This is a genomic window from Cyanobium usitatum str. Tous, assembly GCF_003011885.1.
In the GTDB taxonomy this organism is placed as follows: domain Bacteria; phylum Cyanobacteriota; class Cyanobacteriia; order PCC-6307; family Cyanobiaceae; genus Cyanobium_A; species Cyanobium_A usitatum.
Genome location: NZ_PXXO01000001.1, coordinates 142,042 through 168,111 on the forward strand (window position 1 = coordinate 142,042; position 26,070 = coordinate 168,111).

A 26,070-nucleotide genomic window follows, 5' to 3' on the forward strand; every position below is an offset into this window, starting at 1 on the left:
CATCCGATAAACCCAATGCCAGAGCCGATTGCAATCGTGGGCATGGGATGCCGGCTTCCGGCGGGTATCAATTCACCTGAAAGTTTTTGGCGATTTCTAAGGGAAGGTCGTGAGGCGATCACAGAGGTGCCCCCCGACCGCTGGAACTTGGATCTCCACTACAACCCTGACCCTGGCCATCCGCTCACTCAGCATGTGCGCCACGGCGGTTTTGTAGAGGGCATCGATCAGTTCGATGCGGCCTTTTTCGGCATTACGCCCAGGGAAGCGGTCTGTATGGATCCCCAGCAGAGACTTTTGCTTGAAGTGGCTTGGCGGGCCCTCGAGGATGCAGGCAAGCCCCTCGAGCATGTGCGCGGCACGGCGGTGGGGGTGTTTATGGGCATATCCAGCGCCGACTACAGCTCCTTGCTTTGGGCTTCGCGGGAGCGCTTCGTTACTCCCGACAACGAGCCATTCGTGTTGCCAGGTAACACAGGCTGCATTGCTGCAAACCGGCTCTCCTATTTCTTTGATTTCAAGGGCCCTAGCTTCACTGTCGACACCGCTTGCTCCTCCTCCCTGGTGGCGGTGCACTTGGCCTGCGAAAGCATCTGGCGGGGCGAATCCGAGGCTGCCCTCGCCGGTGGTGTGCAGGCGTTGATACACCCCGGCATTCAGATGAGCTTTTGCAAGGCCGGCCTGCTGGCGCCGGATGGGCGTTGCAAGAGTTTTGATGCCAGTGCTGACGGATATGTGCGTTCGGAGGGAGCCGGGGCGGTGCTGCTCAAGCCCCTAGCCGCTGCCGAATCAGAAGGAGATTCGATCTACGCGGTGATCCATGGCTCAGCTGTCAATTCTGATGGCCGCAGCAATGGCATGGTTGCTCCCAATGCTCGGGCCCAGATCGCCTGCGTGCGCGCGGCCTTTGCCAAGGCAGGCATTGACCCATCGGCTACCCAGTACGTCGAGGCTCACGGTACGGGCACGCGCCAGGGAGATCCGATTGAACTTCGGGCTCTCGGCACCGTGCTTGGCGAAGGGCGTCCTGAGGGGGAGTCCTGTCGCGTGGGTTCGGTGAAAACCAACCTTGGCCACTCGGAAACCGCTGCTGGCATAACCGGATTGATCAAGGCGGCCCTTTGCGTAGCTAAGCGACAACTACCCCCCAGCTTGCATTGCCTCCGCCCAAATCCTTCCATTGATTTTGCCGGCCTAAAGTTACAGGTTCAGACCGAACTGGAGCCGTTCCCCCATCAGGATCGAGCCTTGGTGGTGGGGGTTAGTTCCTTCGGTTTCGGTGGAACCAATGCCCACGTCGTGCTGGCAGATGCTCCCCGCCAGAGCGCGCCTATTCGCTTTGGCGCGCGCATGCCGCTGCAGCTAATCACCCTCTCGGCTCGCACCCCTGAGGCTCTCAACAGGATTGCCTTCGAGCTAGTTCAGCAGTTGCAGGAGAAGCCCAACATAAAGCTCACCGATCTGGCTGCTTCCGCAAACCTAGGCCGCACTTGCTTTCGAAAGCGGGCGGTCTTTCTGGCTCGAGATAAGGATCATCTGGTGTCCCAGCTCCAATCCCTGGCAAGCGACCGACGTCCTCTTCCTGAAGGCGTCTACTGCTCTACCGCATCAAGACGCCTTGGCAAGCTGGCTTGGCTATTTACTGGACAGGGTTCTCAGGCCCTTGGCATGGGCCAAGAGCTGCTGGCCCATCCCACTTTTCTTGAGGCTTTTGAAAGGGTTGCGGTTCTGCTGGATCCACAGCTAGATAAACCCCTGCGCGAGTTTTTGACGCCCCGGGATGGGGATGAGGCCGAGGCTGCGGCCCTGCTTAATCAGACCGGAGTTACCCAGCCAGCTCTGTTTGCGGTGGGCTATGCCCTCAGCCAGCTCTGGCAAAGCTGGGGAGTGCGACCTGATCTGCTGATGGGTCACAGCATTGGCGAGGTCCTCGCCGCTCACTTGGCTGGTGTTTTTTCGCTGGAGGATGCCTGTCGCCTGGTGTCTGCTCGTGGCCGACTAATGCAGGCTTTGCCTACAGCGGGCGGGATGGTGGCTTTGCTGGCTCCGCTTGACCAGGTCCAAGCCTTGCTAGCGCGCCACCCAGAGTTGGTGGTGGCGGCTTACAACGGCCCGGTAAACACGGTGGTGGCTGGACCCAGCGCTGCCTTGCGGCAGCTGCTGGCGGATGCTGATGCAGTTGGCTGCAACGCGCGCCAGCTGTCTGTTTCCCATGCCTTTCATACCCGGGCAATGGCTCCGATGCTTGAGGCCTTCGAGCTCGAACTGCGCCAGCTCAGCTTTGCGCCCCCCAGTAAGCCGCTGGTGAGCAACCTCACTGGTTTGCTAGCTGGCGCGGAGATTGCCCAGCCGGACTACTGGTGTGACCAAATACTCAGCCCTGTGCAATTTGCCAAAGGTATTGACACCCTTGTCTCACAAGGTGCCCAGGTGTTTCTTGAGATCGGTGCTCGCCCCACGCTCATTGGCATGGCGCGTCAATGCACTCAGGATCAATCCCTCACTCACTGGCCTTCCCTGGAGCAGGGAAAGTCTGACTGGCAGGTGCTTTTTACGAGCCTCGGTGGCCTCTGGCGCGGTGGCTACGGCATTGACTGGGCCGGATTCCATCGCCCCTTCCCTGCCCTTCGCATCACCCTGCCCGGCTACCCCTTCGAGAGGCAGCGCCATTGGTGGAGCCGCGAGGGAGAGTCCCAAGCCCCAGGTGGCTTCTGGCTGAACCATTTGGGGATCACGGCTCTAAACAGCACGCCTCAAGCCCCTGTTTTCCAGCCTGGAGTGGATAGTTCATCTTCCAGTGGTTCGCGTTCTGCTGCTGAGAGGTTCACTCGGATCGATCTGCCTGGCGAAACGGAGGTGCACCAGACGCGTTTATGTAGTGAGGGAACCGACCTAAGCGACCACCGGATTCGCACTCAAGCGGTGTTTCCGGCCGCGGGGTTCATTTTGGCGGGACTGGCGTTACTGGACCAGGCCGAGCAGCCCCTGAAGCTGGGTTCGATGAAACTGGATCAGCCGCTGAAGTTGGTTGCTCCAGGTTCAGCGGCCTGGCTCCAGGGCCATTGGTGCACTGATGGACTGACTTTCTACAGCCGGCCCGATGCTGCCGTGCTCTCCCCCTGGCAGCGTCATGGCGAAATGTCCCTAGCTGGGGACTTGCCGGTAGAGCCGCCATTTGCCCTGTCGCCGGCGCCGGACTCGGTGCAGCAGGTGGAGCCTGATAGCTTCTACGAAACTTTGGCGCAGGTGGGTCTGGAGTACGGCCCTACTTATCGCGGCCTGCGGCAACTCAAGCTCGCGGAAGGTCAAGCCTGGGCTGAGCTGGAGCGACCGGAGAGGGGCCAGGACCGGGGGCTACTCGACAGTTGTTTCCAGGCTGTGGCTGTGCTCCTGGATCCAGCGGCCCGGGAAGGCCAGCTGCTTCTCCCCGTGGGGCTGGAGCAGCTTTGGCTGGCGGCCTTGCCCCTACCTGATCGTTTGCAATGTCAGGTGCGGCTTCAGCCGAGTCAGGAGCCGGCCTTCGTTCTCGCTGACCTAGTGCTCCATGAGGGCGGCGCTCCCTTGGGCTGGATTCGGGGCTTCAGGCTGCGGCGCCTGCCTAGGCAGGCTATGGAGTGGTTGTTTCCCCTGCCGGAAGTTAACCCTAAGCCAGGCGCGCAGAACTGGTTGCTGGAAACAAACTGGCAGGAGGCAACGAACTTCAATTCACAGCCGCTGTTAGGCCCCGCACCGCTGAGACTTGCTGAAGGCGAGGTGATCCCCCCAGGAGTAGGGCCGCTTTTGCTCTGGCCCGATCTCACTAAGCCTGCCTGTGAGTTGGAGGCGTTGGCAGCCCAAATGCTGCTTTGGGCCCAGCAGCTGGCAGCCGTCCCGCCCAGGCCTGTTTGGCTTGTGCTGCAGGGAGAGGGGCCTCTCGCTGCCGGCTTGGCAGCGTTTGGGCGTTCGGCTGCGCTTGAACAGCCCGCCCTGGGTTGGACAGTGCTTCTTATTCAAGAAGGCAGCCCGCCAGCTGCTGGCGATTGGTCAGCCCTGTTTGCGCTAGGTGAGCGCGAACCTTTGCTGGCCTGGCGTGATGGCAGGGCCTGGGTGCAGCGTCTTAAGCCCCTGGCCGATGCGCCCTTCCTCTTGGAAAGCGGTTCGTTGGGCAGCCTGGAGACGCTGCGGGCAGTGCCCCTGGAGAGGCGGTCGCCTGGCCCCGGGGAACTGGAACTGGCGGTGGAGGCCACGGGCCTCAATTTCCGCGATGTGTTGAACGCTCTGGGACTGCTGGTGGGCTACAGCCGTGAACTTGGCATGGATGCTGATGCCCGCATGCCCTATGGCGGCGAATGTGTGGGTCGGGTGGTGGCCGTTGGCCCTGGTGTGGATCCGGGGCTGGTGGGTGAGCGGCTGCTGGCCGCCTTGGCGGTGGGCAGTCTTGCTAGCCACGTTGTTTGCCGTGCCGCCCTTTGTGTGCCACTGCCACCGGCGCTAGATCCGGCCCTGGGGGCGAGCGTCAGCACGGCTTTCCTCACAGCTATCTACGGCCTCCAGACCCTGGCCCAGCTGCTCCCTGGCGACACTGTGCTGATCCATGCGGCCGCGGGGGGGGTTGGTCAGGCGGCCCTGCAGGTGGCCCGACGCTGCGGTGCGCGGGTGTTCGCTACCGCCAGTGCGGCTAAGCAGGCGGGTCTGCTGCAGCAGGGGGTTGAGGCTGTGTTTGATTCCCGCAGCCTCGACTTTGCCGAGCAGGTGCTGGCCGTCACCGGCGGTCGGGGAGTGGATGTGGTGCTCAACAGCCTGAAGGGTGACTGGGTGGAGGCAAGTTTTGCTGCTCTGGCTGACGGCGGCCGTTTTGTGGAGCTTGGCAAAATTGAGATTTGGAGTCGGGAGGAGGCACTCCGCCGCCGGCCCGATAGCAGTTACCTGCCCTTCGATCTGCTGGAGGTGGCCGCTGCCGACCCCGGCCTTGTGCGCGGCTTATTGCTGGAGCTGCTGGCCGATCTTGAGGCCGGCCACTACGCCCCCATCCCGCTGCAGGCGTTTCCGATCGAGCGCGGCGTGGAGGCTTTCCGGCTGATGGCCCAGGCCCGGCATGTGGGCAAGGTGGTGATCATCCAGCCGGAGCGTCCGGCGGCCTGGACGATCCGCCCAGAGGCTTGTTATTTAGTGACGGGGGCCTTCGGTGGGATCGGCCAGCAGCTCTGTATCTGGTTGGCTGAGCAAGGTGCTCGTTCCCTGGTGCTCTTAGGACGCAGACCCGACCCCATTTTGGTGGAGCGCTTGCAGGCCCAAGGGGTTGGCTGCGAAGTGATCGCCTTCGATCTGGCTGCAGATCCGGTAGAGCGGTTAGCCGAGGCTCTGCGGGGCCAACCTTTGGCTGGCCTATTCCATGCCGCCGGTCATTTGGATGACGGTCTTCTGGAGGGGCAGACCCCCGCCCGCCAGGCCGAGGTGATTGCGCCCAAATTGGCTGGCTGGCAGCGGCTGGAGTTGGCCTGCCGGCTGGCCAACTGCCAGCCCGAGTTTGGTGTGGCCTTTTCATCGATGGCCGCTTTGCTCGGATCCCCCGGGCAAACCAGCTATGCCACGGCAAATGGCGCTCTCGATGGCTTGGCTGCAGCTGCAAACGACTGGCCTCTGCTCTCGGTGCAGTGGGGGCCTTGGGGCGGTGCCGGCATGGCAGAGGGGCTTGAGCGCCGCTTTGCCGCCCTGGGGGTTGGCCTGCTTCCACCTCCCCAGGCATTTGGGGCCTTGGGATTGCTGTTGGAGCGGGGCAGGTCTGGTTGCGTAGCCGTGCTCAACAATGACTGGCCCAAGCTGGCAGCCCAGCTAGGTAACCGTCAGGCGTCCATGCTGCAACCGCTGCTTGATGTTGACGGCCGCGGCGGTCAAGGGGGCGAGGGTGAGATCCTGCGCCGCCAGCTCGCCGAGGCCGACTCTGACCAGCGCTCGGCGCTGGTGGTTGCGCTGCTGCAACAGCGCTTGGCGATTGTGATGGGGCTGGAGGATGGGCGCAGTCTTGATTCCGGTGATTCCCTGTTCCACATCGGCCTTGATTCGCTCATGGCTGTGGAGCTGGCTGCAGGGATCCAGCGGGACCTGGGGGTGAAGTTGGAGCTTGAATCCCTCGCTGGCGATCCCACGATCGAAGCTCTGGCGGCGGTATTGCTAGAGGCTCTGGTAGATCCCCAGGCTGGGGCAGAGCGGGTGTTGGATTTGGGCCGGGAAGCCCAGTTGGCATCTCACTGGAGCTTGCCAGCGGTCTCCACCACTAGCTCCTCAGCAGCAGCAGGCCCCAGGGAGGCGATTTTGGTTACGGGCGCTTCCGGCTTCCTGGGGGCTTACCTGCTGGCGGGCCAGCTGCAGCGCTGGGATCAAGTGCGGGTGCGGTGTCTGGTGCGGGCCAGCGATCCCTCCCAGGGGCTGACGCGGATTCGCGCCAACCTCGATCACTACGGACTCTGGCAGGACAGCTGGAGCGAACGTCTGGTAGCAGTGCCCGGCGATCTGGCCCAGCCCCGCTTCGGTCTCTCGGAGGATGGCTTTGCTGAGCTGGCTCAAGGCCTAGGGGGCATCCTGCACAACGGTGCCCAGCTCAGCCAGATGGCCCCCTACAGCCAACTGGAGGCGGCCAATGTGGGCGGCACCAAGACGGTGCTCGACCTGGCGGTGCATCCGGCCGCCGTCCGGGCCCTGCCTGTGCAGCTGATCTCCAGCGTGGCGGTCTTTGAGGCGGCCGCCTACCGCAACCGGGCGGTGCTGGAAAGTGACGACGTGTCGGAGTGGCGCGGCATCCATGTGGGCTACTCCCAAACCAAATGGGTGAGTGAGCGGCTGGTTCTGGCCGCTGGGGCTGCCGGGTTGCCGGTCACGGTGTATCGCCCGCCGCTAATTGGTGGCCATTCCCAGACAGGCGCTTGGCACCAGGACGACCTGCTGCACCGGCTGCTGCGGGGTTGCCTAGCTCTGGGTATGGCGCCCGATCTGCCATGGGAGCTGGATCTGGTGCCGGTGGACTACGTGGCCGATGCGGTTACGGCTCTGGCCTGGACGGCGGAAGCGGTGGGCCGCAACGTGCACTTGCAACACCCCCAGCCGATGCTGCTCGCCGATCTGCTTGGCAACCTGATCGAGCGGGGGGCACCGCTGGAGCTGGTGTCGATGGAGCGCTGGCTGGAGGCGATCGATGCTGATCCGGCCAACCCCCTGCACGGCATTCGCGCCTTCTTCGTGCGGCGCTGGGGCGACGAGCAGCTCACCTACCCCGAGCTCAATCAGGCCGGGGTGCGGGCCCGGCCCAGCTGCCTGGCCACCGTGGCGTCCCTGGCGGCCCATGGCGTGCGCTGCCCGGGCTTCGAGGAACTGATCGGCCCCTATGCCCGCAGCCTGATCACCGGAGCCGCAGCTCTGTGATTATTTCTCTGTGATCAGTTCTCAGTGATCAGTTCTCAGTGATCAGTTTCCAGTGATCAATTGCCTGTGATCGCAGCGCTTCTAGCCGGCGCCCTGCTGGCCACCCTCGGCTTGCAGCTGCTGCTCACGCTCGCCTTCGCGGTGGTGGTGCGGCGGCGGCTGCGGCGGCTCCCCGGCCTGGCCCAGCCAGCGCCGGCGGCCGAAGTGGTGTTGTGCCTGCGGGGAGCCGACCCCAGCCTGGCTGATGCTCTCATGGCTCTGGCGGGGCAGACCTACCCGGGCCCCTGGCGACTGTTGGTGGTGGTCGATTCCCGCCAGGATCCGGCCTGGCCCATGGCCCAGCAAACGATCGCCCGGCTGGAGGCGGCGGGCCAGGCTGGCTGGCAGGCGGCCCGGCTCACCCCCCTGGCGGCACGGCCGGCCCAGGGTTCGCTCAAAAGCGCCTCGCTGCGCCAGGCCTTCGGCGAGCTGGATGCCGCCACCGAGCTGGTGGCCCTGGTGGATGCCGATGCGGTGGTGGCGCCCGGTTGGCTGGCGGCCCTGGCGGCGGGCTGCGGCCCGGATGGCGTCGGGGCGGTGTCTGGCAACCGTTGGTATGCCCCGGAGCAGGGCAGTGGCCCCGGGCTGGTGCGGGCGATCTGGAATGGCGGCGCCCTGGTGCTGATGACCCTGCTGGGCATCCCCTGGGGGGGATCGCTGGCGGTGCGCCGCCAGCTGATCGAGCCGAGCGGCTGGCGGGAGCTGCTGGCTACCAGCCTCTGCGAGGACACCGCCCTGTCCGCCCCGCTGGCCCGCTGCGGTTGGCGCTACCAGTTTCGGCCGGAGCTGATCGCCCTCGACCGCGACGACGGCATCGCCCTGCGGCCGCTGCGGCGCTGGATCAGCCGCCAGCTGTTGACGGCGCGGCTGCACCACTCGGCCTGGCCCCTGGTGGCCCTGCACGGCCTGGGCAGCGCCCTGCTGGTGCTTGTGGCGTTGCTGTCGTTGCTAGCGGCGTTGCTTGTGGGACGGCTGGCCGAAGCGGGCCTGCTGCTGGCGGCGCTGATCGGCTACGAGCTGGGTTGTGTGGCGCTGCTGCTGCTGATCGAAGCGGTGGCCGCCCGTGCCCTGCAGCCCCTGGGTGGCCGCCTGCCTCCTCCGAATCTCGCCCATGCTTGGCGGTTGCTGCGCTGGTTGCCTCTCACCCAGTGGGTCTATGGGCTGGCAACCCTGCGGGCGGCCTTGGCCCGGCGGGTGGAGTGGCGCGGGGTCCACTACCGCGTGCGGGGCCGCGGCGTGGAGTGGCTGGAGGGTTAGCCCTGGCGCGGCTTTAGCCCTTCAGCATGAGCTTGGCGAGGATCTGCATCGACTGGCGCAGGTTGGCTTCGGTGAGGTCGTAATACGAGCCGATCAGGAAGCCGGGAATCTCGGGCACCACCTCGATCTGGTGTTTCACGATCACGCCGCCCTTGACGGGGGTGATCGTCCAGGTGCCCTGCAGCTTCTTGATGCGGTCGCCGCTGATCAGCTCATAGCTCATCTGGCTGGGGGCCGTTTCCTGCACACGCAGCAGCGCCTTGATGCGCTGGCCGAAGGTATAGGGGGCTTGGTAGATCTGGGCTAGCTCCAGGCTGCGGCCCGAGCGGCTCACCACCTTGGCCTGTTGGATGTCCGGCATGACACCGGCCATCGACTCGTAGTTGGTGAGTACGTTCCAGGCCTTCTGGGCCGACACCGGCACCTGCACCGAGGCGGTGTAGCGCCCCTGCTTGCCCTGCAGGTTGACGCGGCCAGGGGCGGGGCTGGCGGCGGCCAGCCGCACGGGTGCCGGAGGCACGGCAGCGGCAGCCGGTAGGACCGCCCCTGGCAGCGCCTGTAAGGTGGCAACAAGCGCCAGCGTGCCGGGGAGATTGCGTCGTTGCAGCAGGCGGAAGACCAGCACGGTGTCCAGGCGGATCACTTCATTGTCGATCAGTACCAACCGCGGCGTCGTGTCTATTTCTTCAGCGGTTTTGATCCCCGCGGCGCCAGCTTCTATTACCGCCTGTTCAGCGAGCAGGTGCGCCAGCTCAAGCGCCGCAGCGGCCGGCGGCTGCAGGTGGGCCACCGTCGCGGCCAGCAGGTCGACCGGTTGCTGAGCCGCTGGCAGGTGCGCGAGGACGGCGCCTTGGGCCTTGATTTCTGTTTCCTCCACTGGGATGACATCGCCCGGGCCCATTGGCCCCGGAGCCCGCTGCGGATGCTGGCGGCGGTGCTCTCCTTCGCTGGCTGGTATGTGGGCCAGGCCGGCGTGCTGCGCATCGCCCGAATGTCGGGGCGGGTGGCGCTGTGTGGCCTCTACCCGGTGCTGTTCACCGCCGGTTCGCTGATCGCCACCGCGGCGGTCACAGCTGTGCTGCTCTGGCCCCTGCAGCTGCTGGGCATCGGTGGCTGGCTGCTTGGAGCGATCGGAGCCCTGCTGGTGCTGGGTCAGCTGATGCTGGCCTGGCGTCTGGCTAACCAGGTAGGTGTGGTTTGGCTGTTCCGCTCGATCCGCTTCACCCACCGGCTCGGCCAGGCCCGCGATGGCGATCTGCGGGGGCGGGTGGCCGAGCTGGCCGAGCGGATCCTCAGCCTCGAGCAGCAGGACCCGGCAGACCAAGTGTGGCTAACAGGCCACAGCAGCGGCTCGTTTGTGATGACGATGCTGGCGGCCGAGTTGCGGCGCCAGGGCGCCGACCAGCAGCTGGCCGGGCGGCTGCGGTTGCTCAGCCTGGGCCAGAACCTGGCCAACCTGGCGGTGCACGGCAAGGCCCGCGGCTTCCACGCCGACCTGGCCTTGCTGGCCCAGGAGCCGCGGCTGCCTTGGCTCGACATCACCTCCCGCGACGACTACCTCTGCTTTGCGGCGGTGGATCCCTACCAGAGCTGTGGGGTGCACCGCCCGGGGGCTGGGTCCTATCCGGAGCTGCGGCTGATCCCGCTGGCCCAGCGCCAGGGGCTCACCAGCCTTGGGGAGCTGCTCAGCCACCAGTTTGATCTGCACTTCGAATATTTGCGCACGGCGCCGCCGGAGCGCAGCGGCGGCTTCGACCTGATCGAGGAGTTGCTGGCGCCATGACCAATCCCCCCACCTCGCCGGAGGCGAAAGAACCGATTTATCCGCTGCCAGAGCCCTACACACCGAATTTTCTGCGCCGCATCCGACGCGGCCTGTATTCCTGGTTTGGCCTGCTGAACGAATGGGACTTCCGCATCCCTGTGGGGGCGCTGCGGTTTATGGGGCTGAACCTGCTGCTGGTGAATGACCCGGCGGCGGTGCGCCAGGTGATGGTGAGCGAGGTGGAGGCCTTCCCCAAGCACCCCTACACCTTGTGGATCCTGGAGCCGCTTATCGGCCGGGCGATCTTCTCGGTGAACGGTGAGGAGTGGGCCCAGCAGCGGCGGCTGGTGGACCAGGCCTTCCAGGTAGCCCAGCTGCAGCGGGTGTTGCCCCAGATGGAGGGGGCCGTGGAAGCCCTGATGGAGCGGCTGGAGGCCCAGGTGGATGGCTGCACGGGTGATGGCGGCTCCATTGATGGCTGCCCCGTTGATGCAGACGCCGAGATGACGCTGGTGACGGCCGATGTGATCGTGCGCACGATCCTGTCGCGGCCGCTGGAGGGGGCCGAGGCTGAGGCGATCTTTGCGGCGTTTGCCCGCTACCAGAAACGGGCGGGCCGGGCCCTGATGCTGCGCTTTCTGCGGTTGCCGCGCCGCCGGCTGCAGGGCTACCTGGCCACCCATGCCGCCCCGATCCGCGCCTGGATCGCCGCCGCCATCGAGGCCCGACTCGACACCGGTGACGACAGCTCAGAGCGCTCTAGCCCTCAAGACCTGCTGCAGGCCCTGATCGAGGCCCGCGATCCCCAGAGCGGCGCCCGCTTCAGCCGTGATGGTCTGGTGGATCAGGTGTGCTTCCTGTTTCTGGCGGGCCACGAAACCTCCGCCAGTTCCCTGGGGATGGCGGTGTATTTGCTGGGCTGTTTCCCCGAGGTGCAGCAGCGCCTGCGCGCTGAGGTGCTGCAGGCGCTTGGCTCCCGGGCCGGCGCGCCGGATCGGACGCTGGGCTTTGATGATCTGCGCCAGCTCTCTTACGGGGCCGCGATTTTCAACGAAACCCTGCGGCTATACCCGCCGGTGAGCTTCTTTATCCGCGAGTCTCAGGCCAACACCGAGCTGGCAGGTAGCCGCTGCCCGATGCGCGCCCTTGTGACGCTGTCTCCCTGGGTAGTCCAGCGCCACGAGCAGCACTGGAGCGATCCCAACGCCTTTAGGCCCGAGCGCTTCCTGAGTGATGCCAATGCAGACGATCGGCGTTGGGCCCGTGATGCTTTTCTGCCCTACGGCCTGGGGCCGCGCAAGTGCCCGGGGGCGGCGTTTGCCCAGCAGGAGGCCCTGCTGGTGCTGGCGGAGCTGGTGCGCCGCTTTGAGGTGCTGCCGGATCCGGAGCACGAGCCGGAGCTGGTGGCGCGGCTCACCCTGCGCTCTCGCAATGGCATCCGGGTGCGCCTGCTGCGCCTCAGAAGCTGAAGCCGAGCCGGGCCCCGACGCGCACTTGGTCGTTGCCGAGTAGCTGGCCGAGGTCGTAGAGGCCGGCGGCGTTCGACACGTAGACGTCCACGATGGTGGAAGGCGAAGCCAGCCAGCGCAGGGCCAGGCTGCCGTTGGTGCCATTGCCGCCGCCCAGATCGGTGGCCACCAGATTCAATTCGGGGATCAGCTGGAAGCGCTTGCCCAGCTGGAGGTTGGCCCCCAGGCCCACGCCCCAGCTGGTGCCGGCGCCATTCCAGGCCAGTTTCGGGTTGAGGTTGAAGGCCAGGGTGGGGGTGGCCTCCCAGGTGTTCATGGTTTCAAAGAACAGGTAGCCCTGCTTGCTGCTGGCGTCTTCGTTGCGGCCGAGGCTGATGCGGCCGGCGGCCCAAACCGGCAGGGATTTGCTGGGCCGGAACACCATCGCCTTGCCACCGAAGCGCAGGTTGAGGCCGCCATCGCTGGCGAAGGTGTTCACGAAGCTGTTGCGGGGCTCGATGCCGTTGAACATGCCGGCCGCCAGCTGGAACTGGAAGTCGTTGGACACCGAATAGCCGCTGCCGGCGAAGAGGTTGCCGCGGCTATCCCCGTTTAGCCATATTTGCGTGGTGCCGTTGGCGGGGGTGAGGGCGGTGTTGACGAACAGGCCACCGAGGGCCAGGGAGGCCTGGCGGGCCGTGTAGCGGGGGCTGGGGGAGTCGGGGGCGCCGGGCGTCCAGGCAAAGCGGGCGCTGAGCATGGGCTCGTTGGGCGCGCTGGGCAGGGCCAGGATGGCGGTGGCCGGGCTGAGGCCAAAGCCATTTGTGACGCTAGCCTCCAGACCAATGCGGGGGTTGACGGCGATGCGGGTGCCGAGGCTCAGGATCGGCACGCGTGAATACACCAGATCGCCATCGAAGGCGTTGTTGCCCGGGCCCAGGGGCACCATGGCCGAGCCAAACAGCTGCACCTGGTTGCCGATGCGGTAGTTGGCGCCCACCCCGAGGCTGACGTTGGTGCCGTAAAAATCACCGGCGCCGCCCTGGTCGGCCCCCTGACTGCCAGGCAAAAAGCTCACCGCCGGCACAAAGGAGAGCTGCAGGTTGCGGTTGGCCTGCCAGGAGAGCGGCAGGGAGAGGGCACCCACCCAGTTGCGGGTGAACACCTTCTGGCCGGAGTTGTTGAAGATGTTGGCTGTGCCGGCGTCATCGCAGCTCACAGGGCCGCCGCAGCCGCTGCCCACGGTGAAGAGCTCCAGGGCCCCCTCGGCGGCAAGTTGCCACTTGTTGCTACCGGCCAGGCGGGCGCGGAGGCTGCCGCCGTAGATGGTCCAGAGGTTGGCGGGCTGGGAGGGCCGGCTGGGGATCGGCGTGAAGAGGGGGTCGTCGGCGTAGGTGTAGTAGCCGCTGAGCATCAGGTTGCGGTTCACCACTAGGTCGGCGCGGAAGCCGTAGTTCTGGTTGCCGGAGCCCCCGGCGGCGCCGCCATCGCCCGGGCTCACCTGCTGGAAGTTCACCTGGTCGCCGCCCTCGGGGGGGAGCACGGCGGTGGGCAGCTGACCCAGGCGCAGCAGGGTTGGGTAGTCGTCCCAGGTGGGGATCAGCTCGGCCAGGCGGGCCTCCGCTTCGGCGTAGCTGGCGGGCGGCAGCTGGGTGGCGGTCTCAGCAGCAGCTGGGGCGCCTGGTTGCACTACCACCCAGCTGGGCTGGGCAGTGGTGGTGGTGGGGCCTTCATCGACGGGGGTCCACACCACGGCAGGCCCACCCGTTTCGAGGCTGGTGGCAGGGCCGGCAGGATCCAGCGGTACAAACTGCACCGCTGCCGGTGGGGCACCGGTTGCAGGCGGCAGGGGCTGCCACAGTACCGGTTGGGCGCCTGCGGCGGCAGTCAGCCCGAAACCGATCAGGGCGGCCGCTGCAGGGGTCATCCGACGCCGATCAGGCCGCATCGACTTCGAAATTGGGCTCTGCCTCGGGGGTGGGCTCGGGCAAAACCAGCAAAAGGCCCGCCACGGGGTGGCCCTGGAGCTGGAGATCCTGCTGCAGCTTGCGCAAACCGCGGCGGCTGGCGGCACCCGGTGCCGTGATTAGCAACTGCACCTGGCAGCGGCCAGCAACGGCAAGATCTGTAGTGAGTAGCACCTGGGCGGCTGGATCCTGCTGCTGCAGGGCGGCCTGGAGGGCCTTGGCGATGGCTGGGCCCTCGGGGATGGCGCCCACGGGCACCAGGGCCACCTGGGGCGCCCCGGCCAGGGGCCCCTGGGCCAGCAGGGTGAGGCTGGGATCGGAGGAGTTGCGGAGCTCCGCCAGCAGGGGGTAGGGCAGCAGGCCACGCAGCTCATCGCTGGCAAACACCAGATCGGTGCGGCGATCCACCACCAGGGCGGCGCCGCTACCGAGCACCAGGCCAGCCAGCAGGCCCAGGGCCAGGTTGCGGGCCGGGCGTGGGGCCACGGGTTTGTCGAGCAGGGTGGGGGTGGAAATCAACTCCCACGGGTCGGTCTGGCGGGCCTTCTCCAACTGGAATTTGGCGCGGTTGTTCTCCAACTCCACCAGGGTGGCCTCTAGGCGCAGGGCCTTCTGGGTGAGCTCGCGGTGGCGGAGCACAACCGCCTTCGGCCTTTCCAGAGACTGGAGATTCGCCTGGTTGAGGATGATCTCCCCTTCCAGCAGGGCAATGGTCTGCTGGTTGATGTACAGGATCAGGCTCTGGCGTTCGCGCTCCAGCCGCTGCACGATCGGGTCGTTGGGCCGCAGGCGGGAGCGCTTTTCGGCCAGCTCGGTCTCCACCAGGGTGAGTTGGTCGAAGCTGGAGCCCTTGTCGGTGCGGGCGGCGGTTTCGGAAGCGATGTAGAGCACCTGGGCACCAGCCTTGCGGGCCTGGCTGATCTGCACCTCCAGGGCATTGAGGCGTTGTTGCAGGGCCGTGCGACGCGCCTCCAGGTTGGCGCCCCCTTCGATGTCGATGCTGCGGCCCTCCTGCTCGGGATCAACACCACCAGCCGCCTTGAGGCTGCCGCTGAGCGGCAGGCCATCGGCCACCGACAGAGAGTGGTCGGCGGCATAGCTCTGGGCCGCCCGGGTGGCGGCTTCCGAACGGGGCCTGAGCTGGGCGATCTGGGCGTCCAGGTAGGCCTCGAGCTGGCGGATCTCGCGGCTGCGGGAGCGGCCTGAATAGGTCTGGTAGGCCTGGGAAATACGGCGGCTGATTGGCAGCACCAGGGCCTGGTCCGTGTCGCGGAAGCGCACGGTGAGCACGGAGGTGCCCTTTTCCGGTTCCACCTCCACGGCACCCTTCACCCAGGTGTCAAAGCGCCAGTCGGCGGTGTCGCTGACGGGTTTGCTGGCCTTCACCGCGGTGTAGATCGGCAGCAGCACCGAGGGGCTTTCGAGGATCTTCACCTCGGTGGCCTGCTGGTCGGCCCCGCCGCTACCGGCACCGGCACCCAGGAGGCTGGCCAAGCCGGCGTTCTGGCTCAGAAGGGCGGCGGCCAGGCCCGAGCCCTTGCTTTGCTCGTTGGAGAGCACGATCTGAAATTCGGCCTCCCAGGTGGGTTTGGTGAAGGCGGTGCTCTGGGCCGCCAGCAGGCCACCGGCCACCATGCCGCCCAGCAGCACGGGCCAGCGGCGGCGGAGTGCTGCCGCCAGCTGACCGAGGTCGATTTCATCGTCGGCGGGAACGGGGAGGGCTCGAGACTCGGTCACTACTGGAGAATGCTGTAGAGGGAATACACCGAGAGGAAGGGGCCAGTTACTTCGTTCAGCACCACCACACCGGCGGAGAGCAGGGAGTCGTTGACTCGCACCACATCACCCGCCATCAGCACCGGATTGTTGGGTGAGCCGGCCGGGGCGCCGGGGGAATAGCCAAACTGGCGGTGATCGGTGCTGCCATCGCGGTAGAAGCGCACGAATTCCACCCGGCCGCGCAGCAGCATCGGCCCTCCGGCCGCCACCAGGGCCTGGTTGAGGCTGGAGCCCTGGGGCAACACCACCGCTCCCGGAGATTTGACGCGGCCGCTCACGAACACTTCAAACTGGTAAGGAGAGAGGTTGGTTTCGGCGGCCCTCAGGATCTGCTCACGCAGCACCACGGAGGATTTGGCCACCACCACGGTGTCGCCATCGAGCAGGCGAATGTTCTGGGATTCATCGCCTTGGGTGATCAGGGAGAGGAAATCGAGGTTGGCCCGCACCTTGCCGCCACCGCTGCCGAGGGGCTGGCGCCGGGTGACGCTCACCTCCTGCAGGTTGGAGAAGGGGGTCACCCCGCCGCCGGCCCGCAGGGCATCAAACACGGTGGGAAGCTGCAGCGGCCGGTTGCTGACCTGGGGGGCCACCAGGGGGTTGGCCTCGGCCACCTGGGCGGTTAAGCGGCCGCTGCGGCTGGCCTGGGGCAGGCGGGTGAAGCCGCCGGAGGCCTCCGGCAGGGCCTGCTCACCGGAAAGGTAGTAGTAGCCAGGGCGAGCCACCTCACCACCCACATACACCCGCACGGGCCGGAACACCACGGGGTTCACGAACACCTGGGGATCGCGCACGTAGGCGCGGAACTGCTCGGTGAGAAACCAGCTGAGCTCGGGCACCGTGAGCCCCTCCACATAGAGGGAACGCAACCGGGGCAGGTAGAGGGTGCCGTCGGGCCCGATGGTGAAGACGCCGGAATATTCGGGGATGTCGAGCAGCTCCACCTGGAGGCTGTCGCCGGGGCCCAGGATGTAGCTCCCAGCCACCACCGGAGCCGGTGCAGGCGGCTTGGGTGAGGCGCTCGGTGCTGGCGCCGGAGCCGCCCGCAAAGGCTCCGGGGCGCCGGCAACGCTGGATGCCGCCAGCAGCCCGGCACCCAGGCCCCCCGCAAGCTGGAGAAGCGTTGATCGCAACCGCGCGTTTTGGTTCATTGGGATTGAACTTACCCGCCTGCTCCCGCCAAGCAGGGGGTAGCAGACGATTTTCGCGGCGGCTGGAAGCCGCCCGGGTATAGCCATGAGATAGTCGACTCGATCTGGCGAGATGGTTGAGCCCAGCTCCCGTCCCCGGTTGTTGTTCGGGGAGTTGGTGTGCGCTGGTAACTGACATGTTTCTGCGATTTCCTTGGCTGATTTCACGCAGGCGGTTGTTGATCGCGGTGCTGATCGACAGTGCCCTGTTTTCCCTGCTGTATTCCCTGGCCTTTCATGGCCGATTTGACAGCTGGCCGGGCTTTTCCCTTCCCCTCACCTGGTTGCTGGAGGTGTGGTTGCTGGCCAGTTATGTGCTGGGCCGGTATCACAGCCACCGCGAATCAAGCTGGGCCCGCGCAGTCGACCAACTGAGCCGCAGCCTGGCCGCGCTGCTGCTCTGCATTGGCCTGTATCTGGCCTATTACTGGCTCACGGCTACGGCATTCGGCGCTGAAGACTCGCGTGGGTTTCTGCTACCGGTGCTACTGGGCTTTGCGGCGCTGAGCTCCCTGTCCCAGGCCGTGCTGGCGGCAATAGTGCAGGGAGGTCAAAAGGCGACACACCAGTGGTTGCTGCTGGGGTCTCCCGATTTGGCCTCCGAACTACAGCGCCAGCTGGCCTGGAGCCGGCTGCGTGTGGACGTGGGCCATTGCGACTCCCCATCACTGGTCAACAGTGCTTCTTCAGCCTCCGGGGTGGTGGTAGCTAACTTCCAAGCTCTCGATTCTCACCAGCTCCAGCAACTCTTGCTGCTTCAAAATGGTGGGCTGCCCGTGCTCAGCCTGCTGGGGTGGTCGGAGAGGGTGTTGCAGCGGTTTCCGCCGGAGTTGCTGAATCCGGCCGATCTGTTGCGCGGCGACTTCACCATTCCCCAGGGATCGATCCAGTTGCGGCTCAAGCGCCTTGGAGATGTGCTGTTGAGTGCCGTGCTGCTGGTGCTGGCTTTGCCCTTGCTCGGGCTGGCTTGCCTGCTGATCTGGCTGGAGGATAGGGGCCCGGTGCTCTATTCCCAGTTGCGCAGCGGCCTGGGTGGCAACCCCTATCGGGTGTGGAAGCTGCGCAGCATGCGGGTGGATGCGGAGCGCCATGGAGCCCAGTGGGTGGGCCAGCGGGATTCCCGCATCACCCGCATTGGCAGGGTGCTGCGGCTCACCCGCATCGATGAGCTGCCCCAGTTGTTGGCGGTGCTCACCGGCGAGATGAGCCTGATCGGCCCGCGGCCCGAGCGCCCCGAATTCGAAGCCGAGCTCGAGCGCCAGATCCCCCACTACCGCCTGCGCCATTGGATGCGGCCTGGCCTGAGCGGCTGGGCCCAGGTGAACTACCCCTACGGAGCCTCTGTTGAAGATGCGGCCAACAAGCTCAGCTACGACCTCTATTACCTGCGCAACTTCTCCTTCTGGCTGGATCTGCTGATCCTGTTCAAAACCATGCGGCTGGTGTTCAACGCCCAAGGGGCTATCCCTCAGACCCTGTGATGCATCTTTGATGACCACTTCTCAGCCCCACAACAGCAAAACCGCCCTGATCACCGGCATTACCGGGCAAGACGGCAGTTATTTAGCGGAGCTGCTGCTGGAGAAGGGCTACGCGGTGCACGGCATCAAGCGCCGCGCCAGCAGCTTCAACACCAGCCGGATCGATCATCTGTATCAGGACCCCCATGAGAGCGACCCGCGGCTGGTGCTGCACTACGGGGATCTGACGGACAGCACAAACCTGATCCGGATCATCCAGCAGGTGCAGCCCGACTAGATCTACAACCTCGGCGCCCAGAGCCATGTGGCGGTGAGCTTCGAGGCGCCGTAATACACGGCTAACAGCGATGCGCTTGGCACCCTGCGCATCCTCGAGGCGGTGCGGATGCTGGGGTTGACCCAGAAAACCCGGATCTACCAATCCAGCACCTCCGAGCTCTACGGCCTGGTGCAAGAGATCCCCCAGAAAGAAACCACGCCCTTTTATCCCCGCTCGCCCTACGGGGTGGCCAAGCTCTACGCCTACTGGATCACGGTGAATTACCGCGAGGCCTACGGCATGTATGCCTGCAACGGCATCTTGTTCAACCACGAATCACCGCGGCGCGGCGAAACGTTTGTGACGCGCAAGATCACCCGCGGCCTGGCCCGCATCAATGAGGGATTGGAGGAGTGCCTCTACATGGGCAACCTTGATTCACTGCGCGACTGGGGCCACGCCCGCGACTATGTGGAGATGCAGTGGCGGATGCTGCAGCAGGAGGGCCCCCCGGAAGACTTCGTGATTGCCACGGGTCGTCAGGAATCGGTGCGCCGCTGCATTGAGCTCGCGGCTGCCGAGCTGGGCTGGGGATCGATCGAGTGGCAGGGAACCGGCACCAGCGAGGTGGGCCGCCGCAGCAGCGGCGAGGTGGTGGTGCGGATCGACCCGCGCTACTTCCGCCCGGCGGAGGTGGAAACCCTGCTCGGCGATCCCAGTAAGGCCCACGAAAAGCTGGGCTGGACGCCCACCACCACCCTTGAGGAACTGGTGGCCGAGATGGTGGCTGCGGATCGCGAAGAGGCCCGCAAGGAAGCGATTCTGCGGCTCAAGGGCTTCAAGGTGGTGGGGTCGATGGAGAACCCGCCCACCAATCCTTCTGCCGTAGCGGCCGCTGGAGAGAAGGGCTGATGGTGCTACCAGAGAAGCCTGCAGGGGAACGCCTGAAGCGCTTGATCCACGGTCACCAGGGTGAGCCTGGCCAGCTCAGCCTGGGCGGCCAGCAGACGATCAAAGGGGTCGCGATGGGGCATGGGGTATCTGCCTGCATGCAGACCCTGTTGCAGGGTGATCGGCAACAGCTGGAACCCTTGGGCTGCAAGCAACCCGGGCAGATCATCGAGCAATTCCCTGGCCGCTGGCAGCTTGCCCAGGCGCACCTTGGTGGCGATCTCCCAACCGGAGGCGGCGCTCACATATACCGAATTGGCGGGATCGCTGATGGCGGCGTTGGCGGCAGGCGAGAGACGATCCGGCTCAGCCAGCCACCACAGGAGAGCATGGGTATCGAGCAACAGCTGCGTCATCACGGGCAAGGTCAGAGGAGAGGCTTCTCCAAGGCAGCAAGCTCCTCCTCCGGGAGAGGTTCCAGAAGCAGCTCCGGTGCTGGCAGCGTGATGCTGCCAGCCAGGACTCCGGCCTGGCGGCGTGGGCGAGGCTGCTCGAGAGGTACCAAGCGCGCCCAGGGCTTGCCTCCTTTGGCCACAAGGATCGTTTCGCCGGCGTGGGCGGCATCGATTAAGCGTGAAAAGTGGGTTTTGGCCTCATGCACATTCACAACACGTTCAACCGTCTGGGGGCGCCCGGGTTCAGTCATGGGGTGCGGATCCATCGGAAACCAACTTAGTCCACTTGTGGACCAAGCGGGAGGCATCGGCTGATGGATTGCCTGATCAACCCAGCAGACCGCATCTTCGTGGCCGGCCACCGCGGCATGGCGGGCAGCGCCATCTGCCGGGCGCTGCAGAGCTCGGGCTACAGCAACCTGCTTACGGCCAGCCGCGCAGAGCTTGATCTGGAAGATGGCCCGGCCGTGCAGCGCTGGTTCGCCGAGCACCATTCCACGGTGGTGGTGCTGGCGGCGGCAAAGGTGGGCGGGATCCAGGCCAACAACAGCTACCCGGCTGATTTCCTGCTCGATAACCTCAAGATCCAAACCAACGTGATCGAAACGGCCTGGAGCTCAGGCGTGCGACGCCTGCTGTTTCTGGGCAGCAGCTGCATCTACCCCAAGTTTGCCGAGCATCCGATCCGCGAGGAAGCATTGCTCACCGGGCCGCTGGAGCCCACGAATGAGTGGTACGCGATCGCCAAGATCACCGGCATCAAGCTGTGTGAGGCGCTGGGCCGGCAGCACGGCTTTGATGCCATCAGTCTGATGCCCACCAATCTGTATGGGCCGGGAGACAACTACCAACCCACCAACAGCCACGTGCTGCCGGCCCTAATACGGCGCTTTCATGAGGCGGCCGAAGCCAACGCCCCGAGCGTGACCTGTGGGGGCACGGGCACGCCGCTGCGGGAATTTCTGCATGTGGATGACCTAGGGAATCTCTGGACAAACGGGGTTTGAGCAGCGGCAGTGAGCAGGAAAGAGTGCCTTTGGCCGTGAATTGCCTCTGAGGCCGTTTTCTGAGGACTTTTGGTCTCCTGTTCAGCCACTTTGGGCTGGTTTTGGAGGCTGAATCAAGGTGTTCAGACACACCAAGCCCCTGGTCATACTGTCGTAAGTAAATGTCGTCGGGCCTGGAACAGGTTCGACAGCGCTGTCATCACATTGATCTTGCAGCGATTTTTGACGAGGCCGCGCAGGCGGGTCTTCTGAAAGCCGAACTGCTGCTTGATCACCCGGAAAGGATGCTCAACCTTGGAGCGGATGTGAGCTTTGGCTGTCTCGATCAGATCCTGCAGCTTTCCATCTGGTGTATCCGGTAAGGCTCGGCGTTTGCCGGGTCGCATTGCCACCCTGAATTCCATTGCCTTTCCTGCCATCTCAGGCCTTTTGGCGATGCCTTGGTAGCCGGCGTCGCCGTAAACCACTTCCTCTTCTCCATGCATCAGCTCAGCGACGGGGGTGAGGTCATGCACGTTGGCAGCGGTGACGACGACCGAATGGATCAGCCCTGAGTCCTTGTCCACGCCGGCGTGGACTTTCATGCCGAAGTACCACTGGATTGCCCTTCTTGGTCTGGTGCATCTCCGGATCCCGCTTTCCGTCTTTGTTCTTGGTGGAGCTGGGCGCAGCAATCAAGGTGGCATCGACGATCGTGCCCTGGCGCATCGTCATGCCTTTCTCACTGAGATGGGCTTTGACGGTCTCAAAGATCTGCTCGCCCAGCCCGTGCTTCTCAAGCAGATGGCGGAAGGTGAGGATTGTGGTCTCATCGGGGATCCGGTCTCTGATCAGCTCGATGCCGGCAAAGCGGCGCATGGTGGGCACCTCGATCAGAGCCTCTTCCATGGCCGGGTCACTGAGGGAGTACCACTGCTGCAGTAGGTGAATGCGAAGCATCGTTGCCAGCGGGTAGGGAGGCCTGCCGCCTTTCTTGCTCGCTTTTGGGTAGTGGGGCTCGATCAAGTCGATCAGCGCCTGCCACGGCACTACCACCTCCATCTCAGAGAGAAACTTCTCCCGTTTGGTCTGCTTCTTGGCTGTTGTGAGCTCGTAATCCGAGAAGCCAAGCTGCTTGCCGCCCATCAACCCAGTCCTGGCCTGCGGTTACAGGCTCATTTTCGCGCAGATAGGCTGGGTTTTCCAGAGTCTCCCTAAAGCTGGGTGCTGCCGATCATTGCGATAGGTGCAGCCTTGCTACAGATCGCCCAAACGGTGTTGATTGCGATTGCAGCCATTGCTGCGGTGGGGCTATCAGTTGGGAGGTGAGACGTCTTGGATGTCTTGCAGGTGATCACCTTCCCGGACTGCGATGCGGCCCCTTTCACCACAAGCGGCACTCAGCAGTGCTGTTCACGGCCCGCCGCGCCGCTGCCGCAGCCTTCCTGTGGTTCCTGCCCAGCAACTTGAAGTGGTAACTCGGGCTGCCCACTACTTCGCCCATCATTTTTCCGAGCAGATCGAGCTGGAGGTGGTGGCTGATTCGATCGGGGTGAGTGCTGAGTGGCTCGATCTCTGCTTTGACCACTGCCGCGGTAAGACACCGTTTCAGACGCTCCAGCACATTCGACTCAGCCGGCTATTTGAGGGCATCGCAGCCCAACCGCAAACCACCCTTGATCAGCAGGTGCAACGCTGTGGCCTGGCTTCGGTGATGGCAGCCAATCGGCTGTTTGAGGAGTTGTTCGGCATTGGCCTTGCACCCTTTCGTCGGGTTTGTCGCCGAGCCGAGGCTGATCGCTTGCTGCGACAGCGGAGCTGCTGAATCCTGGGACCTTCCGCCTCCATCTGGATCGCGCTGGCCAGTGGCTGGGGGCTGGTGCAGCCGATCATCGCCAGCTTGCTGGGACTGGGTTTTCCAATTGAGCGCGCTAACGATCCCTGCGATCCCCTGGCCTTTGCGGTGACGTGACCCCCTTTGCTGCTCCAGTTCCTATGAGGGCTGGTGGGTTAGCCAGGCCTACAGAGCCATTGGTGGCCACGCTGCCGTGGCCGGCGAAGTGGTGGAGGATCTCGCCCTGGCTCGGGCGATCAAGGGCCAGGGCTTCAGGCTGCGCTATCTGCTGGGGCCGCGGCCGGGGCTGGACCTGGCGGGGTCGCTCCTTGCACATGTAGCAATAGCCCCATACGTTGAGTGCCCACCGCCAGCGGGGTTTCCCCAGGCATGCCCAGCCCATTCAACGAATGGATGCCCGAAGTGGTGGTGTTTCACCCCACCCGCTTCGAGGAGGCGCAGTGGATCGTGCACCACCTGCGCGAGCGCAAGACCGTGCTGGTGCACGCCGGGGCGATGGAGCGCAGCGAGGCCCAGCGGTTGATTGATTTTGTGGCGGGTGGTGTCAGCGCTATCGATGGACAGGCCGAATGCCTCGACGAGCTCACCTTCGTTTTCGTCCCAGAGATGGTGGCCTTGCGGCGGGATCCCGCACCGCCTTGATTCAGGCTGCACCGCTCTGCCTCCTAGGCTCAAACCCATTCTGGGAGTGGGCTGAGTGCCCCGTCTACGTCGCTTTCTGTACTCCATCGGGCCAGTCCTGACGATTGCGGCCCACCTCGGCTGCCTGCTGCTCTTTTGGACCGGTCTCAGCCTCGGTGCGGCCCTTTGGGCTTTGGGGCTCTACTTGGTGCGCATGCTGGCCACCACAGCCATCTATCACCGCCTGATCACCCATTCCAGCTACAAGGCGCCCCGTCCAGTTGCCTGGATCGGTGCCTTTGTGGGGGCTTCGGCAGGTCAGATGGGCCCTAGCTGGTGGAAGGCCCACCACCAAACCCATCACCGCCACGTCGACACTTGCGCCGACCCCCACACCCCCCTTGCTCCTTCAGCGGGATGGCGGGGCCTGTGGCGCTCCCAGGTTGGTTGGTTGTTGTCTTCAAGTTTTTTCCCCACAACCCTGCCGGCCGATGTGGAGGCCGATCCGGTGTTGCGCCTGATCGACAGGCTCCATTTTGTGCCCGTGCTGCTGCTGGCCGGCCTGTCTTGGCAGCTGGGCGGACTGCCGTGGCTGGCGGCCTTCTGCCTAAGCACAACTGTGCTCTATCACGGGGTGGCCAGCGTTAATTCCCTGGCCCATCTGCAAGGCGATCAGCCCTTCGTCACCGGAGATGCCAGCCGCAACAACTTGTTTGTGGCCGTGATCACCCTGGGCGAGGGCTGGCACAATCTTCACCACGCTTTCCAAGCTTCGGTGCGTCAGGGAATCACCCTGCGGCAAGGGCGAGTGCGGCTATTGCCAGATCCCACCTACCGCTTTATCCGCCTGCTGGAGCGTTGCGGCTGGGCCTGGGATCTAAGGATCCCCAGTAATCACGCCCTGCTTGCCCGCGGCGCTGAGAGCTAAAAAGCCCAGGCCACAAGGCTCAACTGCAGCCAGCAACCTCCTGGAGCCAGCTTTTCCACAACCACATTCTGGTGCCGATCGTGGGCTACCAAATGGGCGAAGGTTTCTGCGTCGTCTCTGGTGTTGAAGCGAGCTGCTTGCACCTGCAGCGGCACGCTTTGCTCGCGCTCTACGGCAGCGCGTACGCGATAACGACCCGAAGCGATGGGATCAGCCATAGGCGGATTCTGAATCCAATTGCTGGAAATTGCTCCAGCCTTCAGAGTTTCAGAGCAATTGATGGCTGGGGTGAGTAAGCCAGGGTGTGTAAGCCAGTTCAGGGGCGCAGCAATTCAGCAACCAGTGGCTCCAGCGCCGCGGGATGTTGCAGCAGCTGCTGGTGGGTGCGCACGGGCAAGGGCTGCCGCGGGCCCAGCGGTAATACGGCGCGCCAACCAGGCAGCACCATCAGGTCGGCAGCGCAGTAGAAGCTGCAGCACTCCACGTCGTCTAGCCCCTCGAGATTTGTGTTGAGCTGGCGCAGCAGCGGGCTGCCCCATTTCATGTCGGCAATGCCAGCCAGCAGCCAGCTTGGCCAGGGCTGAGCTGTGAGAGTGCCCTGCTGGGGGCTACCGACGCTGATGAAGCGGCGGGTGCGCGATCGGCCGCCCTGAAGTTGGATCCAGGTACGGCCGATCACGCCACCCATTGAGAAGCCCAGCAGGTCGATTTGGGTGTGGGGACCAAAGGTTGCTTCGATTTGGCGGCCCAGCCGGTGAGCTAACTCCAGGATCGGAGTGGCACCGAGGCGATTGGGTAGGTAGGGGATAAGCAGTGGAGATCGCCGCTCATCCAGCTGGATTTTGAGGCGATCAAACAGACGTGGCGTGTCCCACAGACCGTGCACCAGCACCAAGGGAGGAGCGCTTGCCATGGGCTCAGGCTAAGAAGCTGGTTGGTTTGCATCAAAAAGCCGCCCCCGAAGGGACGGCCAATGGATCACCGGAGTGACCAGGAAATCAGCTTTTGCGAGCGGGGCTCAGTAGCGGCTGCCGCCACCGCCGTAGCCACCACCGTTGTAGCCACCGCCACCGCCGAAGTCGCGGCGACCGCCGCCACCACCGCCGCCGCCACCGCCACCGCTGCCGCGGGGCTCAGCTTTGTTGACGCGGATGGCGCGACCCATCCACTCAACATCCTGGAGATCTTCAATTGCCTTGGTCTCTTCGGCCTCGTTGGCCATTTCAACAAAGGCGAAACCGCGCTTGCGGCCGGTGTCGCGGTCGAGGGGGAGGCTGCACTTGCTCACCTGTCCGTACTGGCTGAACAGATGCTGGACATCTTCCGCTTCCGCATCGAAGGAAAGATTGCCGACGTAAATGGTCATGAACTCAGAAACTATGAATTGATCCTTCGACGGCCCAACAGAAAGTGGTCAGCTCGCTAGAGAGAAATCTTTGAATCACTTTTTACCATACACGGCCGCCTAACGCTTCGGTCGAAACTGCCCCTCACAGGATGTGCCTTGACCAGCGGTGTGATGCCAAATCATCAAACCCTGGCTAGGGATGGGGTGTTCCAAGCCTTGCATCGCCATGTCGAAAGCCCAGCTCACAGCCTTCATGGTCAAGGTTGATGCCGATACGGCCCTCAGGGCTCGGGTTGATGCCGCCGACAGTGTCGACGCGGTCGTGGCGATTGCCCTGGAGCAGGGCCATGCCTTTTCTCCTGCTTCCTGGTCCCGCGCCCAGCGCCCCTGAGCGCAGTCGCGCCTG

General features: G+C 64.7%; 19 protein-coding genes and 3 pseudogenes. 12 read left to right on the forward strand and 10 right to left on the reverse strand.

Annotated features, from left to right (window positions below):
- Window positions 1-15: 15 nt before the first annotated feature.
- Both C7K55_RS00780 and C7K55_RS00785 read left to right on the forward strand, forming a co-directional pair.
- The gene (locus tag C7K55_RS00780) at window positions 16-7,395 is read left to right on the forward strand and encodes a type I polyketide synthase (protein WP_161956095.1); all 7,380 of its coding nucleotides are present in this window, start codon (window positions 16-18) and stop codon (window positions 7,393-7,395) included.
- A 66-nt stretch (window positions 7,396-7,461) separates the two neighbouring features.
- Window positions 7,462-8,691, forward strand: a complete 1,230-nt coding sequence (locus C7K55_RS00785; protein WP_161956096.1) for a glycosyltransferase family 2 protein — start codon at window positions 7,462-7,464, stop codon at window positions 8,689-8,691.
- A 13-nt stretch (window positions 8,692-8,704) separates the two neighbouring features.
- On the opposite strand, the gene C7K55_RS00790 is transcribed toward C7K55_RS00785, so the two are convergent.
- A complete protein-coding gene (locus C7K55_RS00790) occupies window positions 8,705-9,316 on the reverse strand; it encodes an SRPBCC family protein (protein WP_161956097.1) in 612 nt (203 codons plus the stop codon).
- Here C7K55_RS00790 and C7K55_RS00795 point away from each other — a divergent pair.
- Both C7K55_RS00795 and C7K55_RS00800 read left to right on the forward strand, forming a co-directional pair.
- A complete protein-coding gene (locus tag C7K55_RS00795) occupies window positions 9,293-10,474 on the forward strand; it encodes an alpha/beta hydrolase family protein (protein ID WP_161956098.1) in 1,182 nt (393 codons plus the stop codon). The two genes, C7K55_RS00790 and C7K55_RS00795, sit on opposite strands and share 24 nt — an antisense overlap.
- On the forward strand, window positions 10,471-11,925 hold the full coding sequence (locus C7K55_RS00800) for a cytochrome P450 (RefSeq protein ID WP_106501501.1): 1,455 nt from the start codon (window positions 10,471-10,473) through the stop codon (window positions 11,923-11,925). Before C7K55_RS00795 ends, C7K55_RS00800 begins: the two co-directional genes overlap by 4 nt.
- Here C7K55_RS00800 and C7K55_RS00805 read toward each other — a convergent pair.
- Genes C7K55_RS00805 through C7K55_RS00815 form a run of 3 tightly spaced genes read right to left on the reverse strand, consistent with a single transcriptional unit; the run spans window position 11,915 to window position 16,783 of the window.
- Window positions 11,915-13,831 (reverse strand): hypothetical protein, encoded by a 1,917-nt coding sequence (locus C7K55_RS00805; RefSeq protein ID WP_106501502.1) that lies wholly within the window; start codon window positions 13,829-13,831, stop codon window positions 11,915-11,917. The genes C7K55_RS00800 and C7K55_RS00805 overlap by 11 nt on opposite strands.
- Before the next feature lie 10 nt (window positions 13,832-13,841).
- Window positions 13,842-15,608, reverse strand: coding sequence for a GumC family protein (locus C7K55_RS00810; protein ID WP_106501503.1), 1,767 nt, complete (start codon window positions 15,606-15,608; stop codon window positions 13,842-13,844).
- Window positions 15,608-16,783 (reverse strand): polysaccharide biosynthesis/export family protein, encoded by a 1,176-nt coding sequence (locus tag C7K55_RS00815; protein ID WP_241518072.1) that lies wholly within the window; start codon window positions 16,781-16,783, stop codon window positions 15,608-15,610. The genes C7K55_RS00810 and C7K55_RS00815 overlap by 1 nt, the downstream gene beginning before the upstream one ends.
- A 194-nt stretch (window positions 16,784-16,977) precedes the next feature.
- Here C7K55_RS00815 and C7K55_RS00820 point away from each other — a divergent pair, with 194 nt between their 5' ends.
- Both C7K55_RS00820 and gmd read left to right on the forward strand, forming a co-directional pair.
- Window positions 16,978-18,321 (forward strand): exopolysaccharide biosynthesis polyprenyl glycosylphosphotransferase, encoded by a 1,344-nt coding sequence (locus C7K55_RS00820; protein ID WP_106501505.1) that lies wholly within the window; start codon window positions 16,978-16,980, stop codon window positions 18,319-18,321.
- 10 nt (window positions 18,322-18,331) lie between these two features.
- Window positions 18,332-19,492, forward strand: a pseudogene (gmd, locus tag C7K55_RS00825) (GDP-mannose 4,6-dehydratase).
- Window positions 19,493-19,497: 5 nt separating this feature from the next.
- Here gmd and C7K55_RS00830 read toward each other — a convergent pair.
- Together C7K55_RS00830 and C7K55_RS00835 are read right to left on the reverse strand one after the other, a co-directional pair.
- Window positions 19,498-19,887 (reverse strand): type II toxin-antitoxin system VapC family toxin, encoded by a 390-nt coding sequence (locus tag C7K55_RS00830; RefSeq protein ID WP_106501706.1) that lies wholly within the window; start codon window positions 19,885-19,887, stop codon window positions 19,498-19,500.
- Between the two features lie 11 nt (window positions 19,888-19,898).
- Entirely contained in the window at window positions 19,899-20,177 is a 279-nt protein-coding gene (locus tag C7K55_RS00835; RefSeq protein WP_106501506.1) for a type II toxin-antitoxin system Phd/YefM family antitoxin, read from the reverse strand.
- Between the two features lie 63 nt (window positions 20,178-20,240).
- Here C7K55_RS00835 and C7K55_RS00840 point away from each other — a divergent pair.
- Window positions 20,241-20,909 (forward strand): annotated as a pseudogene (locus C7K55_RS00840) (GDP-L-fucose synthase family protein); the annotation flags it as partial.
- Between the two features lie 167 nt (window positions 20,910-21,076).
- Here C7K55_RS00840 and C7K55_RS00845 read toward each other — a convergent pair.
- Window positions 21,077-22,058, reverse strand: a protein-coding gene (locus C7K55_RS00845; protein WP_241518073.1) for an IS5 family transposase whose coding sequence is annotated in 2 segments (ribosomal slippage) — window positions 21,077-21,532 and window positions 21,534-22,058 — 981 coding nt in all. Because the reading frame shifts where the segments join, the coding sequence is not laid out codon by codon here.
- Between the two features lie 226 nt (window positions 22,059-22,284).
- Here C7K55_RS00845 and C7K55_RS00850 point away from each other — a divergent pair.
- From C7K55_RS00850 to C7K55_RS00860, 4 genes and pseudogenes are all read left to right on the forward strand, one after another.
- Complete coding sequence (locus C7K55_RS00850; protein WP_206603451.1) at window positions 22,285-22,737, forward strand: helix-turn-helix transcriptional regulator; 453 nt, start codon at window positions 22,285-22,287, stop codon at window positions 22,735-22,737.
- Window positions 22,738-22,788: 51 nt separating this feature from the next.
- Window positions 22,789-23,041 (forward strand): annotated as a pseudogene (locus tag C7K55_RS13955) (hypothetical protein); the annotation flags it as partial.
- A 95-nt stretch (window positions 23,042-23,136) separates the two neighbouring features.
- A complete protein-coding gene (locus C7K55_RS00855; RefSeq protein WP_106501508.1) occupies window positions 23,137-23,409 on the forward strand; it encodes a cell division protein SepF in 273 nt (90 codons plus the stop codon).
- A 55-nt stretch (window positions 23,410-23,464) separates the two neighbouring features.
- A complete protein-coding gene (locus tag C7K55_RS00860; RefSeq protein ID WP_106501509.1) occupies window positions 23,465-24,316 on the forward strand; it encodes an acyl-CoA desaturase in 852 nt (283 codons plus the stop codon).
- On the opposite strand, the gene C7K55_RS00865 is transcribed toward C7K55_RS00860, so the two are convergent.
- The 3 genes from C7K55_RS00865 to C7K55_RS00875 all read right to left on the reverse strand — a co-directional run bounded on the left by C7K55_RS00865 (window position 24,313) and on the right by C7K55_RS00875 (window position 25,682).
- Window positions 24,313-24,534, reverse strand: coding sequence for a hypothetical protein (locus tag C7K55_RS00865; RefSeq protein ID WP_106501510.1), 222 nt, complete (start codon window positions 24,532-24,534; stop codon window positions 24,313-24,315). The two genes, C7K55_RS00860 and C7K55_RS00865, sit on opposite strands and share 4 nt — an antisense overlap.
- 98 nt (window positions 24,535-24,632) lie before the next feature.
- On the reverse strand, window positions 24,633-25,229 hold the full coding sequence (locus C7K55_RS00870) for an esterase/lipase family protein (RefSeq protein ID WP_106501511.1): 597 nt from the start codon (window positions 25,227-25,229) through the stop codon (window positions 24,633-24,635).
- 105 nt (window positions 25,230-25,334) lie between these two features.
- A complete protein-coding gene (locus C7K55_RS00875) occupies window positions 25,335-25,682 on the reverse strand; it encodes an RNA recognition motif domain-containing protein (protein WP_106501512.1) in 348 nt (115 codons plus the stop codon).
- Window positions 25,683-25,890: 208 nt separating this feature from the next.
- On the opposite strand from C7K55_RS00875, the gene C7K55_RS00880 reads away from it, so the two are divergent.
- Window positions 25,891-26,055, forward strand: coding sequence for a Nif11-like leader peptide family natural product precursor (locus C7K55_RS00880; protein ID WP_106501513.1), 165 nt, complete (start codon window positions 25,891-25,893; stop codon window positions 26,053-26,055).
- Window positions 26,056-26,070 lie beyond the last annotated feature (15 nt).